The organism is Pseudomonas sp. MWU12-3103b (assembly GCF_023100615.1).
Classification (GTDB): domain Bacteria; phylum Pseudomonadota; class Gammaproteobacteria; order Pseudomonadales; family Pseudomonadaceae; genus Aquipseudomonas; species Aquipseudomonas putida_A.
The window spans coordinates 6659-23873 of record NZ_JALMEY010000008.1; the positions used below are offsets into that span (position 1 = coordinate 6659).

Consider the following 17215-nt stretch of genomic DNA (forward strand, 5'->3'; position numbering starts at 1 on the left):
TCAGGACAGCACTTCGCCGACCGTCAGCGTCAGACCGTCATGCCACCACGCGGCGAAACTGAAGACGTTGGGCGCCTTGAGAATCGTGAAGTGGTTGCCCGGCCCGTACCACACCGCCAGATCGCTGACCTGCCGCTGCCAGCCTTCAAGCGCCGCCGCCTGTTCGCGCTGATTGCCCCACTCGTCCAGCGTCGGGTCATGGACCAGCACCAGCCGCACCGGCCCGGTGTAGGCCAGACGCGGTTGATAGACCGTGCGCAAGGCGCTGGCGAAGGTGCGTACCGGGCCATGCATCGCGTCCGGCGCCGCGCGCTCCGACAACACCCCGGCGCGCACCATGCCTGCGTGCAGCAGACGCAGTTGCGTGGTGTCGTCGGCGTTGGCGAAGGTCGCAGGATCGATACCCAGCGATTTGCCACAGGACAATTGCAGGGTGTCGATCAGCCGTTGCAGCGCGGCAGTGGCCGTGTACGGCTTGCCCGCCGTGCCGTCACCACCGGGTGCCTCGCTGTCGATCAAGGTCAGCGAAGCCACCTCGCGCCCGGCGGCCTGCAACTGCGCCGCCATGGCATGCGCGACCCAGCCGCCGAACGAATGGCCGATCAGGTGCAGCGGCCCTTGCGGGTGGATCTGCTCGATGGCTTGCAGGTAGAACGCCGCAGCCGCTTCCACCGCGCTGTGCGGCACACTGACGCCGTCCAGCCCCCGGGGTTGCAGGCCGATGATCGGCCATTCCGGGCCGATGGCCTCGGTCAGGTGAATGAACCCGGTGACACTGTCACCCGCCCCCGGCACACAGAAAATCGGCGCATGCCCCGGCTGCCCGGTCTGAATCGTCAGCAGCGGTTGATACAGCGTCGGTTCCGGCATCACCAGGGTTTCCAGCGCCTGGGTAATGGCCTGGCCGAGTGCCTGAATGTGCGGGTGCTTCATCATGGTCCGGTGATCGCCGGGGATGTCGATGCAACGCAGCAAGCCAATGTCGAAGCGCTCTTCCCAGCCGCGCGTCGGGCTCGGCAATGACTGACCTTCCATCAGTTCCTGGGCACGGAACAGGTGGATCGGCTGGCTCGCCGGGCTGACCCGGTAATGCGCCAGCGCCAGACGATGCGCCGCTTCGCGATCAAAGTAATGCCAGGCGTCCGCCGCGCTGACCGTGGCCAGTTCCGGATCGGTCAGTTGCTGCGCCTGACAGCGCTTGAACAGCTCGGGGAAATCCAGTTGTTCGACTTGCGCTTCCAGCGCTTGCACCGCCGCCAGCGCCGTCTCGCTTCCAGCACCAAGCATCAGCGAACGCCCACGGCAATGGCCGAGCAACTGACGCTTGTCGAGGCCCTCGCCGCTCCACATTGCCTTGTCCTGGGCGAGCGGGTTTGGCGCATAGCTGTCGAGCATGCCGATGAATTCCACCGGTTCATCGAGACCGAGCAATTGCTGCGCGACCTCATGCGCCAGCACCCCGCCGAACGACCAGCCCGCCAGCCGATACGGCCCGTGAGGCTGTACCGCGCGGATGATCCCGACCATGCGCTGCGCCATGCACTCAAGCGTGCGCAATTGCGGCTGACCGAGCGTCACGCCAGGCAGGCCGTAAATCGGGAACTCGCCACCGATGTGCTGGGCCAGCGTCGGGAAGTACACGTCCCTGCCGCTGAATTCATGCAGCAGGAACAGCGGCGTACCGTGCGCCCCGGCACGCACCACGACCAGCCCGTCAGGCTGACTGAGCGCCTCGCCCTGACCGAGCAGCGCAGCGGCAGCCTCGATGCTCGGATGCTGGAACAGTTCGGCCAGCGACAGCGACAGCCCGGCCCGTTGCATCAGATTGACCAGCTTCACCGCCAGCAACGAGTGCCCGCCCAGTTCGAAGAAGTTGTCGTGACGGCCGACCTGTTCGACGCCAAGCACCTCGCCCCAGATCTGCGCCAGCGCGGTTTCGACTTCACCCTGTGGCGCCACGTAGGGGCGATTGATCACCGCGTCTGCACCCGGTTCCGGCAAGGCTTTGCGATCGATCTTGTCGTTCGGTGTCAGCGGCAAAGCGTCGAGCCGCACAAACGCGCCCGGCACCATGTATTCCGGCAGGCGCTCCAGCACATGGCTGCGCAAGGCCTCCAGACTCGGTGCTTCTACGCCGGAACGCACGGTGTACCAGGCCACCAGACGCTCATCACGCACCATCACCACCGCTTGGCGAATCGCCGGATGCTCGATCAGCCGTGCCTCGATTTCCCCCGGCTCCAGGCGCAAGCCACGCAGCTTGATCTGGAAGTCGTTGCGGCCGAGGAATTCCAGTTCACCGTGGTTGTTGTAGCGCGCCAGATCTCCCGTGCGGTACAGGCGATCACCCGCCACAAACGGGCTGTCGATGAAGCGCTCGGCCTGCATCTCCGGCAGTCTGTGATAACCACGTGCCACGCCTACGCCGCCGATGTGTAACTCGCCGCTGACGCCTTGCGGCACCGGTTGAGCGTACGCATCGAGCACGTACAAACGGGTGTTGCTCAAGGCTGTGCCGATCGGCACCACGTTGTCCGGCACCGGCATGTGCGGTTCCAGCGTCCAGCCCGTACTGTCCACCGTGGTTTCAGTCGGGCCGTAAACGTTATGCAACCGCACCCACGGCAGGCGATCGCGCACCTGGCGGGCCAGCGCTGCACTGAGTTCACCACCACCGTTGAGCACATCGGTCAGGCTGGTGCATTGCTCGACACCGTCCTGCTCAATGAACTGCTGCAACAGCGCCGGAACGAATTTGACTACGGTGACCTGCTGCTCACGAATGGTCTGCACCACATACGCCGAATCGCGGTTGCCGTCCGGTCGCGCCAATACCAGACGCATCCCGGAACACAGCGGCCAGAAGATCTCCCACACCGAACTGTCGAAGCTGAACGGCGCTTTTTGCAGCAGCGCACCGTGCTCGGTTGGCGAACTGATCTGTGACCCCCAGTGCACCATGTTGCAGGCGCTGCGGTGTTCGATCATCACGCCTTTCGGCAACCCGGTAGAACCCGAGGTGTAGATCATGTACGCAAGATTCGAAGCACTGAGGCCCGGCACTGGCGAATCGTGATCCGGCAGCTGCTGCCAGGTACTGCGGTCAAGGTCGATCACCGTGGCGACCGCGTCATCGAACAACCCGCGAGTAGCGGTCTGCACCAGCACCGCGGTCGGCGCGCTGTCCTTGAGCATGTACGCCAGACGCTCCGCCGGATACCCCGGGTCCAGCGGCACATAGGCACCACCGGCCTTGAGGATGCCGAGCAGACCGACCACCAAATCCAGCCCGCGCTCGACGCAGATCGCCACCCGCGCATCCGGCTGCACACCGAGTTCGCGCAGATGCTGGGCCAAACGGTTAGCACGCTGATTGAGCTCGCGGTAAGTCAGGGTTCCCTGCGCGGATTGCAGCGCGATGGCGTCCGGTTTGCGCCGCACCTGCGCTTCGAACAAGCCATGCAACGGCTGCTCCAGCGGACAATCAACGGCGCTGGCATTGAAATCGACCAGCAAACGCTGCTGCTCCTGCGGTGCGAGCAACGGCACTCGCGCAAGCACGGCCTGATCGTCGTTGACCAGCGCCGCCAGCAGCCGCTGGAAATAGCCGACGAAACGCTGCACCGTCGACTCATCGAACAACGCCGTGGCATAGCGCAACGAACCGCGAATCCCGTCGTGGGAATCGCCGAGGCTCAGTGACAGGTCGAATTTCACAAAGTGGCTGTCGCCGGCCACGCCTTCCAGGGTCAGGTCGCCGAGGGTCAGGCTCGGGTCGTCATTGTTGTCCCAACTGAGCATGGTCTGGAACAACGCGCTGTGCGACAGACTGCGGACGGGTTTGCTGATGTCCACCACTTGCTCGAACGGCAGATCCTGATGCGCCTGAGCGTCCAGGGTTTGCGCCTTCACCCGCGCCAGCAGCGCCTCGCCGCTCGGCTCACCCGAGGTGTCGATGCGCAGCGCCAGGGTGTTGACGAACATGCCGATCAGGCCTTCGATCTCGGCGCGGGTGCGGTTGGCCACTGGCGAACCGATCACCACGTCGCTCTGCCCGGACAAACGACTGAGCAACATCGCCCAGGCGCTCATGATCACCATGTACGGCGTCACCGCGCGACGCTGACACAACGCTTTCAAACCGGCGCTCAAGTGTTGATCGAGCAGCAGGTCGACGCGGCTGCCGGAATAGTCCTGCTGTGGCGGTCGCGGACGATCAGTGGGCAGGGTCAGCAAGGCCGGCGCGCCGGCCAGGGTCTGCTGCCAGTAATCGCTCTGACGCTGCAGCACCTCGCCACTGAGCCAGCGCCGTTGCCACACCGCGTAGTCGGTGTATTGCAGCGCCAGCGGCGGCAGCGGATCGTCCTCGCCACGGCTGAACGCCTGATACAACGCCGCCAGCTCACGGGTCAGCACGCCCATCGACCAGCCATCGGCGATGATGTGGTGCAGCGTCAGCAACAGCACATGATGGTCGTCGGCCAGACGCACAAGACGTCCGCGCAGCAGCGCATCGTGCTGCAGATTGAACGAAGCGCAGGCCTGTTCCTCGATCAGACCACGCAAGGCATTGTCAGCCTGTGGGTGCTGACGCAGGTCTTCTACCGTCAGCAGCAGACCGCTCTCGGCCGGCAGAATCAGCACCTGCGGCTGATCGTCGATCTGGCTGAAGCGGCTGCGCAGGGTTTCGTGTCGGGCGACGATGCGTGCCAGAGCCCGTTGCAGCGCGTCTTCATCCAGTCGACCGCGCAGGCGCAAACCGACCGGGATGTTGTAGGCGCTGTGGCCGCCGTCCATCTGCGCCAGGAACCACAGGCGTTGCTGGGCGAATGACAGCGGCAATAGCTGGTCGCGGGGCGCCGGCAAAATCTCCGGCAAGGTGCTGCGCCCCGCCCGGCTCAGCACTTCGGCGACAGCGGCCAGCTCGGGATTGGCGAACAACTCGGCGAGTGTCAGCTCGACGCCCAACTGCTGGCGCACCTGCGACAGCATGCGCATCGCCAGCAACGAATGCCCGCCCAGTTCGAAGAAGTTGTCGTGACGACCGACCTGTTCGAGCTGCAACAAACCGGCCCAGATCCGCGCCAAATGTTGTTCCAGCGCCGAGATCGGCGCCACATACACCCGGCTGAGCAGCGCTGCCTGCGTCGGTGCCGGCAGCGCCTTGCGGTCGACCTTGCCGTTGTTGTTCAACGGCAGTACATCCAGTTGTACCCAGGCGGTCGGCACCATGTATTCCGGCAGTCGCGCCAGCAACTGCGCGTGCAGATCCGCGCTGTCCAGACGGCCGGCGTGCGCGGTGTAGTAGGCCACCAGACGCGTGATGTCCTGACCATCGCGGCGCGCCAGCACCACCGCTTCCTTGATCCCTTGGCAGTTGAGCAGGCGGTTTTCGATTTCGCCCAGTTCGATACGGAAACCGCGAATCTTCACCTGATCGTCATTGCGCCCGATGCAATCGAGCTGCCCCGGAGCCAGCCAGCGTGCGAGGTCACCCGTGCGATACAGCAGCGCGCCCGGCTGCTCGCTGAACGGATCACGCAGAAACTTCTCGGCGGTCAGATCGGCGCGGTTCAGATAACCAAGCGCCACGCCCTGTCCGCCGATGTACAACTCGCCGGTCACGCCCATCGGCACCGGTTGCTGATGCGCGTCGAGCACGTACACCTGAGTGTTGGAGATCGGCGCGCCAATCGGCACGCTCTCGGCGTTTTCCGCCACTTCACGCACTTCGAAGGTGGTGGCGTAAGTGGTGGTTTCGGTCGGGCCGTAGCAATGCACGATGCGCAGCGCCGGCGCCTCGGCCAGCAGTCGACGGAACGCAGCCGGATCGCCACGCTCACCACCACACAATAGAATGCGCAAGCCTTTGAGCGCCTGCGGAATCAACTGCACGTACTGGTTGAACAGCGCAGTGGTGACGAACAGCACGGTCGCCCCGGAGGCGCTCAATTCATGGCCGAACGCGTTCGGATCAAGCAGGGTCTGGTGATCGATCACCACCACGCGCCCGCCGTTGAGCAGCGGTCCCCAGATGTCCATGGTGCTGGCGTCGAACGCCGGGTTGGAGGCGAATACCACGCGGTCCTGCGGGTTGAAATCGGCGTAACCGTTGTTCAGCACCAGGCGGCCGATGGCGCGGTGCGGCACCATCACGCCTTTCGGCGTGCCGGTGGAGCCGGAGGTGTACATGATGTACGCCAGCGACTCCGAGGACTGCGCCAGGTTCGGGTTGTGCGTGGGTTGGCCGCTGAGGGTCAAGCGGTCGAGGTCGATGCGTGGCGCGGCGTAGTCGATGACTTCACCGCTGAGGGTCAGCAACGCCGCCGCGAGACAGTCTTCGACCATGAACGCCTGCCGCTCGCTCGGCGCGTTGATGTCCAGCGGCACATACGCCGCCGCGCATTTGGCAATCGCCAGTTGCGCCACCAGCAGTTCCAGCGAGCGCGGCAGCAGGATCGCCACATGATCGCCCGGCTGTACGCCTTGGCTGATCAAGTGATGCGCCAGACGGTTGGCCTGGGCGTTCAGCTCAAAGTAGCTCAGCGAATGCTCGCCATGCACCGCCGCCACCGCCTTCGGATGCGCCGCTGCCTGCTGCTGGAAAATCCCGTGCACGGTCAGCGCTTGCGGGTATTCGCGTGCAGTGGCGTTGAAGTCGTAGAGCAAGCGCTGACGCTCAGACTCGGTGAGTAACGGCACATGCTCCAGCACTGTCTGCTCATCGTTGACCATCGCCGCCAGCAGGCGCTGCAAGTAGCCGACATAACGCTCGACGGTCGCTTGATCGAACAACGCCGTCGCGTATTCCAGCGAACCGCGAATCACCCCGTTGACCTCACCCAGGGTCAGGGTCAGGTCGAACTTGGCCACCCGGCCCGGTGCGGCCACACCTTCGAGGCGCAGATCGCCCAGCGCCAGGTTCGGCCCCACGTTGCTGTCCCAGCTCAGCGTGCTCTGGAACAACGGGCTGTGCGCCAGACTGCGCGCCGGCCTGGCGATTTCCACCACTTGCTCGAACGGCAGATCCTGATGCGCCTGCGCCTCCAGCGTGCGCGCCTTGACCCGCGCCAGCAGCGTGGCCACGTTCGGTTCACCCGAGGTGTCGATGCGCAGCGCCAGGGTGTTGACGAACATGCCGATCAGGGCTTCGATCTCGGCCCGGGTGCGGTTGGCCACCGGCGAGCCGATCACCACGTCGGACTGCCCGGAAAGACGACTCAGCAGCAGCGACCAGGCACTCATCAGGGTCATGAACAGGGTCACGCCGTGACGCTGACTCAAGGCTTTGAGCCCGGCACTCAGACGCTGATCCAGCCGTACTTCGACGCTGCTGCCGGCAAAGTCCTGCTGCGCCGGACGCGGACGATCGGTGGGCAAGGTCAGCAAGGCCGGCGCGCCGTCGAGGGTCTGCTGCCAGTAATCGCTCTGCCGCTGCAGCACTTCACCGCTAAGCCAGCGCCGCTGCCACACGGCGTAGTCGCCGTATTGCAGCGCCAGTGGTGGCAATGGATCCGGCTGACCGTGACTGAAGGCCTGATACAGCGCCATCAGCTCGCGGGTCAGCACACCCATCGACCAACCGTCAGCGACGATGTGATGCACGGTCAGCAACAGCACATGGTGCTCGTCAGCCAGACGCAGCAGGCGTCCGCGAATCAGTGGATCGTGCTGCAGATCAAAGGCAGTCACGGCTTCCTGCGCGAGCAGTGCCTGCACTGTGGCTTCGGCCTGTGGATCCTGGCGCAGGTCTTCCACCTGCAACAGCAGACCGCTATCGACCGGTGCAATCGTCACCTGTGCCTGATCGTCGACGCTGACGAAACGGCTGCGCAGCGTTTCGTGCCGCGCAACGATCTGCGTCAGCGCGCGCTGCAAAGCTTCGACATCGAGCCGCCCGCGCAGGCGCAGGCCAAGTGGAATGTTGTACGCCGAGTTGCCGCCGTCCATTTGCGCGAGGAACCACAGGCGTTGCTGGGCGAAGGACAGCGGCAGCGCTTGATCCGGCGCGGCCGCGACGATCTCTGGCAGCGTGCTGCGCCCGGCGCGGTTCAGCACCTCGGCCACCGCGCTGAGATGCGGATCGGCAAACAACTCGCTCAGGGGCAATTCGACGCCCAGACGCTGACGCACCTGCGACAGCATGCGCATCGCCAACAACGAATGCCCGCCGAGTTCGAAGAAGTGGTCATGGCGGCCGATCTGCTCGACTTGCAGGGTTTCGGCCCAGATCTGCGCCAGCGCGGTTTCCAGTTCACCTTGCGGCGCAACGTATTCACGGGTGAACAACGCCGCAGCATCCGGTTCGGGCAAGGCTTTGCGATCGACTTTGCCGTTGTTGTTCAGCGGCAAGGTATCGAGCTGCACCCAGGCACTCGGCACCATGTATTCCGGCAATTGCGTCTGCAAATGCTCACGCAGGTCAGCCAGTTCCAGCGTGCCGTCGTGCGCGGTGTAGTAGGCCACCAGCCGCAGCGGTTCCTGACCATCGCGCCGGGCGAGCACCACCGCTTCGTTGATCCCCGGATAGCTCAGCAGACGATTTTCGATCTCACCGAGTTCGATGCGGAAACCACGAATTTTCACCTGATCGTCATTGCGCCCGATGCAATCGAGCTGCCCCGGCGCCAGCCAGCGCACGAGGTCGCCAGTGCGGTAGAGCAACGCGCCCGGACGGTCGCTGAACGGATCGGGCAGGAATTTTTCCGCCGTCAGATCGGCACGGTTCAAGTAACCGAGGGCCACGCCCTGCCCGCCGATGTACAACTCGCCGGTCACGCCCATCGGCACCGGTTGCTGATGCGCGTCGAGCACGTACACCTGAGTGTTGGAGATCGGCCCGCCAATCGGCACGCTTTCGGCGTTTTCCGCCACTTCGTGCACTTCAAACGTGGTGGCGTAAGTGGTGGTTTCGGTCGGGCCGTAGCAATGCACGATGCGCAGCTGCGGCGCCTCGGCCCGCAAGCGGCGGAAGCTTGCCGGATCGCCGCGTTCACCGCCGCACAGAACCATGCGCAAGCCTTTCAGGGCCTGCGGAATCAGTTGCACGTACTGGTTGAACAGCGCGGTGGTGACAAACAGGATTGTCGCGCCGCTGGCGCTCAATTCGCGACCGAATGCGTTCGGATCCAGCAGGGTCTGGTGATCGATCACCACCACGCGTCCGCCGTTGAGCAGCGGCCCCCAGATGTCCATGGTGCTGGCGTCGAACGCCGGGTTGGACGCAAACGCCACGCGATCCTGCGGGTTGAAATCGGCGTAGCCGTTGTTCAGCACCAGACGAGCGATGCCACGGTGCGGCACCATCACACCCTTCGGCGTACCGGTGGAACCGGAGGTGTACATGATGTACGCCAGCGCGTCCGAGCTTTGCGCCAGATTCGGATTGTGCGTCGACTGACCGCTGAGCTTGAGCCGGTCGAGGTCGATGCGCGGCGCGGCGTAGTCGATCTCTTCGCTGCTGAGTGTCAGCAACGCCACGGCGCGGCTGTCCTCAAGCATGAACGCCTGGCGCTCGCTCGGCGCGTTGATGTCCAGCGGCACATAAGCCGCCGCACACTTGGCAATCGCCAGCTGCGCGACCAACAGCTCCCGCGAGCGCGGCAGCAGGATCGCCACCTGAGCGCCCGGCTGTACGCCTTGAGCGATCAGGTAGTGGGCCAAGCGGTTGGCCCGATCATTCAAATCGCCATAACTCGACGTTTGCCCGCCATGCACCACAGCGATGGCGTGTGGATCTGCCGCCACTTGCCTTTCGAACAATGCGTGCACGGTCAGCGCACGTGGGTATTCCCGCTCGGTGGTGTTGAACTCGACCAGCAATTGCCGGCGTTCGTCCGGCGCCAGAATCGACACTTGATCAACGCTCACTTGCGGTGTCTGCTCCAGCGCCCGCAGCAGGTTGCTCACCGCTCGCTGCAGGTACTCGCAGATGCGTGCGGGATCAATGCCGGGGGCAGCCAGTGCGGTGAAGCCGAAACCTTCGCCGAGGTCATCGACACTCACGCTCAACTGGTAATTGGTGTGTTCCTGGGTATTGAGCAACTGCATGCCTTGCCACGCGTTCGCCGCCTCCGGGGAAGGCGTGCCGGCAGCGGCGCTGTGGCGATAGTTGAACAGCGTGCTGAACAACGGCGTGCCGGCGGGCATACCACTGCAACGCTGGGCCAGTGCCAATTGCGCATGCTCATGTTGCAACAGAGCATTCAACTGTTGGTGGGTGGCGAGCGCGGCTTCCTGCGCCGAGCGTTGCCCGAGATCGACGCGCAGCGGCAAGGTGTTGATGAACACCCCGAGCGCGCGCTCGGCGCCCTCGCCCGCCTGCAACCGCCCCAGCAACACGGTGCCGAACACCACCGCGTCACGCCCGGAGAGTTTTCCCAGCACCTGCGCCCAGGCCAGATGCATCAGGCTCGCGGCGCTGATCCCCAGACGCCGGGCCTTGGCCCTGACGCGCTGACTCAGATCGAGGTCGAGTACCCGTCGTGCTTCTGCGGCGTGGCCCTCGGCAATGCTGTGCTGGCCGTACGGCGCGCTCGGTTCGCTGACGTCACCGAGCATTTCGCGGAAGAACGCTTCATGCGCCTGATCACTGATTGCGCCACGGCTGTGCGCCACGTAATTGCGATACGGCACCGGCTCGGCCAGACGTTGCGGCTGGCCGCTGAGGAACGCCTGCATTTCGTGTTGCAGCACCTCCAGCGCCACGTGGTCCATCACCAGGTGATGGAACAACAACAACGCCACTACCCGCTGATTGGCTGAATCCCAGGCGTGCATCACGCGCATCAGCGGCGCCTGATTGACGGCCATGCGGTACTGCGCAGCGTCGAAACGCCGGCGCAATTGCTCCAGTACATCGCCGTCCGTGCCATTCAGCTCCAGCGCTTCGCACGCCAGCGGCGCCTCACGCCAGACCACTTGCACCGGGTCTTGCAGCCCGTCCCAGAACAGCGAAGTGCGCAGGATGTCGTGGCGCTGGATTACGTTCTGCAAGGCTTGGGTGAAGCTGTTCAGGCGTTGCTCATCGGCAAACGCGAACTGCGCCTGCAACACATACGGATCGCCTTGGGCGGCGGACAGGTGATGAAAGAGGATGCCGGTCTGCAACGGCGCCAACGGGTAAATATCCTGCACGTTGGCCACGCCGCCGGGGATGCTGGCGACGATGCGGTCAATGCTCGGCTGGTCGAGCGCCACCAGTGGCAGCAGCTCGGGGATGATGCGCGTGCAGTCCGCAGTGATCAGGTTGGCCGCGACTTCGGCCTCGGGCTCGCCACCCACGGCAGCGGCCAGTGCAGCCAGGGTCGGCTGGTTGAACAGCACGCGGATGTCGGCGGTCAGGCCGGCACGGCGCATCCGCGCCACCAGATTCACCGCCAGCAGCGAGTGGCCGCCGAGTTCAAAGAAATGGTCATGGCGCCCTACCCGCTCAACCTTGAGCAGTTCCGCCCAGAGCTGCGCGAGGACGATTTCTACTTCGCCGACCGGTGCTTCGTATTCACGGGCGGTCAGCGCCGCCAGATCCGGGGCCGGCAGTGCCTTGCGGTCGAGTTTGCCGTTGGGGCTGAGCGGCAATGCATCGAGATGCACGAACACGGCGGGCACCATGTAGTCAGGCAGACTTTCCAGCAAGTGGCCGCGCAGTGTTTCAATTTCCAGGGGTGCGCCGGTGTAGTACGCGACCAGACGTTTGTCGCCCGGCACGTCTTCGCGGGCCAGTACGGCGGCTTCCTGCACGCCATCGATCTGGGTCAGGCGTGCCTGAATCTCGCCAAGTTCGATGCGCAAACCACGGATCTTCACCTGATCGTCGTTGCGGCCCAGGTATTCGATATTGCCGTCCGGCAAATAGCGGGCGACGTCGCCGGTGCGGTACATCCGCCCGTTGCTCTGGAACGGATCGGTGAGGAAGCGCTCGGCGTTCAGTTCCGGGCGATTAAGATAACCACGCGCCACCTGCACGCCACCGATGTACAGCTCGCCGACCACACCGTGCGGCACCGGTTGCTGCTGGGCATCGAGGATGTACATGCGGGTGTTGGCGATCGGTTTGCCGATCGGTGTGTTGTCCGGGGTGCTTTCCAGCGGCCCGGCGCAGTTCCACGCCGTTACGTCCACCGCGGCCTCGGTCGGGCCGTAGAGGTTGTGCAGTTCGCTGCCCGGCAGTTGCTGTTTGAAACGCCGCACCACGCTGCCCGGCAACGCTTCGCCGCTGCACATGACTTGCCGCAGACTGCTGCAACGTGCGGTGTCGGAGTGAGCGAGGAACACGTCGAGCATCGACGGGACAAAGTGCAGCGTGGTGATGTGTTCGCGCTCGATGATGTCGCTGAGATACAGCGGATCCTTGTGTCCCTCGGGCCGGGCCATGACCAGACGTGCGCCAGTCATCAACGGCCAGAAGAACTCCCAGACCGAGACGTCAAAACTGAACGGGGTCTTCTGCAACACCGTGTCGCTGGCGGTCAGTTGATAGGCGTCCTGCATCCACAGCAGGCGGTTGACCACCCCGCGATGTTCGTTGATCACGCCTTTCGGTTGGCCGGTGGAGCCGGAGGTGTAGATCACGTAGGCGGTGTGGTGCGGGGTCAATTCAGCGAGCGAAAGGTTTTCCGTCGCCAGCGCTTGCCAGTGCGGCTGATCCAGATCGATCACCGGCACGCAAAGGTCACCGAGCAACGAACGCGTCGAACCCTGCACCAGCACCGCCAGCGGCGCGCTGTCCTCCAGCATGTAGGCCAGTCGTTCCAGCGGATACGCCGGGTCCAGCGGCACATAACCGCTACCGGCCTTAAGGATCGCCAACAGCCCGATCACCATGTCCTGACCGCGCTCGACGCAGATCGCCACCCGTGAGTCCGGCCCTACGCCCAATTCGCGCAGGTGCCGCGCCAGTTGATTGGCTCGGGCGTTGAGTTCGGCATAAGTCAGTTGCTGTTCTTCAGCGACCACCGCTGGCGCCTGCGACGAGCGCACCACTTGCGCTTCGAACAGACCATGAATGGTCTGATCAAGGTTGTAATCGACCGCCGTGGCATTGAACTCGACCAGCAAGCGCTGCTGTTCTTCCTGCGCCAGCAGCGGCGCGTGTTCCAGCACTGCCTGATCGTTGGTGACCATCGCCTGCAACAGGCGCAGGAAGTAACCGGTGAAGCGCTCGACCGTGCTCTGGTCAAACAACGCCGTGGCGTATTCCAGCGATCCGCGAATGATGCCGTTGGACTCACTGAGGCTCAGCGAGAGATCGAACTTGGCGAAGTGGCTCGGCTCGGCCACGCCTTCCAGCGTCAGTTCGCCGAGGGCCAGCGCCGGGCTTTCGAGGCCATCCCAACTGAGCAAGGTCTGGAACAACGGGCTGTGCGCCAGGCTACGCACGGGCCGGGTGATTTCCACCACTTGCTCGAACGGCAGATCCTGATGCGCCTGCGCTTGCAGGGTTTGCGCCTTGACCCGCGCCAGCAGCGCTTCGACGCTCAGCTCGCCCGAGGTGTCGATGCGCAAGGCCAGAGTGTTGACGAACATGCCGATCAGGCCTTCGATCTCGGCGCGGGTGCGGTTGGCCACTGGCGAACCGATCACCACTTCCGCCTGTCCGGACAAGCGGCTGAGCAGCATCGCCCAGGCACTCATCAGCGTCATGTACAGGGTCACGCCGTGGCGCTGGCCCAAGGCTTTGAGCCCGGCGCTCAAGCGTTCGTCGAGCACGACGGCAACGCTGCTGCCGGCATAGTCCTGCTGCGCCGGGCGCGGCCGATCGGTCGGTAGCATCAGCAGTGCCGGGGCGCCAGCGAGGGTCCGTTGCCAATATTCGCTCTGGCGTTGCAGCACCTCGCCGCTGAGCCAGCGCCGCTGCCACACCGCGTAGTCGGTGTATTGCAGCGCCAGCGGCGGCAGTGGATCCGGCTGGCCGTGACTGAACGCCTGATACAGCGCCATCAGTTCGCGGGTCAGCACGCCCATCGACCAGCCGTCAGAGATGATGTGGTGCAGGGTCAGCAACAGCACATGGTGATCGTCGGCCAACCGCACAAGGCGCCCGCGAATCAACGGATCGTCCTGCAAGTCGAACGGCCCGGAGGCTTCGCCCTGAATCAGCGCTTGCAGGGTTTCGTCCGGCTGAGGGTGCTGGCGCAGGTCTTCGACCCGCAACAACAGGCCGGTGTCCACCGGGGCAATCAGCACTTGCGCTTCGTCGTTGAATTGGGCGAAGCGGCTGCGCAGGGTTTCGTGGCGGGCGACGATCCGCGCCAGCGCGCGTTGCAGCGCCGCGTCGTCGAGACGGCCACGCAGACGCAGGGCCACGGGAATGTTGTAGGCGGTGTTGGCGCCTTCCATTTGCGCGAGGAACCACAGGCGTTGCTGGGCGAACGACAGCGGCAACGCGCCGTCACGCGGTACCGGCACGATCTGCGGTTGCGCACAGCGCCCGGCCGCGTTCAGCACTGCCGCGACCGCCGCCAGTTCGGCGTTGGCGAACAGATCGCTCAGCGCCAGCTCGACACCCAGACGCTGGCGCACTTGCGAGACCATGCGCATCGCCAGCAACGAATGCCCGCCGAGTTCGAAAAAGTGATCCTGCCGCCCGACCCGCTCGACCTGCAGCACGTCGGCCCAGATCTGCGCCAGCGCGGTTTCCACCTCGCCTTCGGGCGCTGCGTACTCGCGGGTGAACAGCGCTGCCAGATCGGGCGCCGGCAAGGCCTTGCGGTCGACCTTGCCATTGGCGGTCAGCGGCAGCGCGGCGAGTTTGACGAACGCCGTCGGCACCATGTACTCCGGCAACCGGCTGAGCAATTGCGCGCGCAACTCGCCCACCGGCAGCGCTTCGACCTGCGCCTGCTCGGTGAAGTAGGCCACCAGGCGCGGCTGGCCGGGTTGATCTTCGCGAGCGAGCAGCACCGCTTCCTGAATCCCCGGCAACTGGTTGAGGCAGGTTTCGATCTCGCCCAGCTCGATGCGCACGCCACGGATCTTCACCTGATCGTCGTTGCGCCCCAGGTACTCGATGTTGCCGTCTTCACGCCAGCGTGCAAGGTCGCCGGTGCGGTACATCCGCGCGTTCGGCGCGCGGCTGAACGGGTCACGCAGAAAGCGTTCGGCAGTCATGTCCGGGCGATTCAGGTAGCCACGGGCAACCCCGGCACCGCCAACGTACAACTCGCCCGCCACGCCAAGCGGCACCGGGCGCTGCTGTTCGTCGAGCAGGTACACCGTGGCATTGCTCAGCGGTTTACCGATGTGCAGCGCGTCGCCGCTTTGCACCAAACCTGAGGTGGCGACCACTGTGGCCTCGGTCGGGCCGTAGTTGTTGATCACGTCGAAATGCTGGTTGCGATTGAACTGACGCAAGCGGTCGCCGCCGATCAGCAACGTGCGCAGGGTCGGGTGTTCGAGGTTCTGGCTGAAGGCGTATTCGGCCACCGGGGTCGACAGGAAGCTCACGTCCAGCGGCTGCGCGCACCACCACGCGAGCAAGGCATCGATGTCTTCGCCGCCCTCGTGAGTCGGCGCCAGATGCAGGGTCGCGCCCGCACACAACGCCGGCCAGACTTCCCAGGCCATCGCATCGAAGCCGAAACCGGCCAGGCTTGAGGTGTGACGCCCGGCACAGAGGTCGAACGCGGTGCAGTGCCAGTCGACCAGATTGCTCAGCGTGTGGTGCTCGACCATCACCCCCTTGGGCAGGCCGGTGGAGCCGGAGGTGTAGATCACGTAGGCCAGATTTGCGGTGCTCAGGCCCGCTACCTGCGGGTTTTGTGTGGCAGTCAGCGGCCAAGTGCAGCGGTCGAGGTCGAGCACCGGCACGTTCAGCGCCGGCAGTCGCTCGCGCAGATTGCTTTGAGTCAGCACCGCCACCGGCGCGCTGTCGTCGAGCAGGTAGTTCAAGCGCTCCGCCGGGTGCGCCGGGTCAATCGGCACGTAACCGGCGCCGGCCTTGAGGATCGCCACCAGCCCGACCAGGGTGTCCAGCCCACGGCGGGCAACGATCGCCACGCGGTCATCCGGTTTCACGCCCAGGCCGATCAGATGCTGCGCCAGGGCATTGGCTTGCTGATTGAGTTCGGCGTAGGTCAATTGCGCATCGGCAAACACTGCCGCCAGCGCGTCCGGCCGTTCGGCTACCTGTGCCTCGAAACGTTGCTGGATGGTCTGTGCAGCCGGGAAATCCACCTGGGTGGCATTGAAGTCGAGCAGTACCTGCGCAAGCTCCGCCGCCGGCAGGATCGGCAGTTGATTGACCGGTGTCTGCGGCGCCTGCTCCAGCGCGAGCACGAGGTTTTCCAGCGCGCAGTGCAGGTAATCGCAGATGCGCTGCGGATCGGTCTGGGTGCTGGCCAGCAGGGTCAGGCTGAAGGCGTCACCGAGGTCATCGACACTCATCGTCAGCGGATAGTTGCTGCGCTCTTCGGAGTGCAACGTGGAGATACCGTCCCACGCCGCGAGGGTTTCGGCGCTGGCGGTGGCGACGTTGTGGCTGTGGCGATAATTGAGCAGTGTGCTGAACAGCGGGGTCGGCGCCACCACGTGGCTGCAGCGCTGAGCCAGGGCCAGCGGTGCGTGTTCGTGACGCATCAGCGTGGTCAACCGTGCGTGGGTGGCGTTGACCGCCGCGCGCACATCCTGCCCATCGATATTCACCCGCAACGGCAAGGTGTTGATGAAAATTCCCAGCGCCCGGTCAATCGCTTCGGCGCCCTGCATGCGGCCCATCAGCACGGTGCCAAACACCACCTGCTGCTTGCCGGTCAGCGCGGCCAGCACCTGCGCCCAGCCGAGGTGGAACAGGCTCGCGACACTCACGCCAAGGGTTCGCGCCTGCGCCCGCAGACGCTGGCCCAATAACGTTGGCACCGGCACGCTGAGTTCGACGATTTCACTGCCGTCACCCTGCACATCCTGCAGACCATAAGGCAGCGTCGGCTCGTCGATATCGCTGAGCATTTCGCGGAAAAACGCCTCGTGCTCGGCTTCGCTGACGCCCAGACGCGCCTGCGCCACGTAGTTGCGAAACGGCACCGGGCGCCCGAGCAGTTCACGCTGCCCGGTGAGGCAGGCGCGCATTTCGTGGCGCACCACGTCGAGGGCCGAGTGGTCGAGCGCCATGTGATGGAACAGCAGCGTGGCGATCACCCGTTGCCCGGCTTCATCCCAGGCGTGGGCCAGACGCATCAGTGGTGCCTGGGTAACGTCGAGGCGGAAGTGCCGGGCGTCG

Annotated in this window: 1 protein-coding gene (only partly in view); it reads right to left on the minus strand. The window is 64.8% G+C overall.

All coding sequences use genetic code 11. From position 1 onward, the window contains the following. Positions 1–17215: the 3' portion of a non-ribosomal peptide synthase/polyketide synthase gene (locus tag M0808_RS14015; protein WP_348773039.1), read on the minus strand. It continues 629 nt past the right edge of the window; 17215 of the gene's 17844 nt are visible here — the last part of the coding sequence; the start codon falls outside the window, past its right edge; it ends in the stop codon at positions 1–3.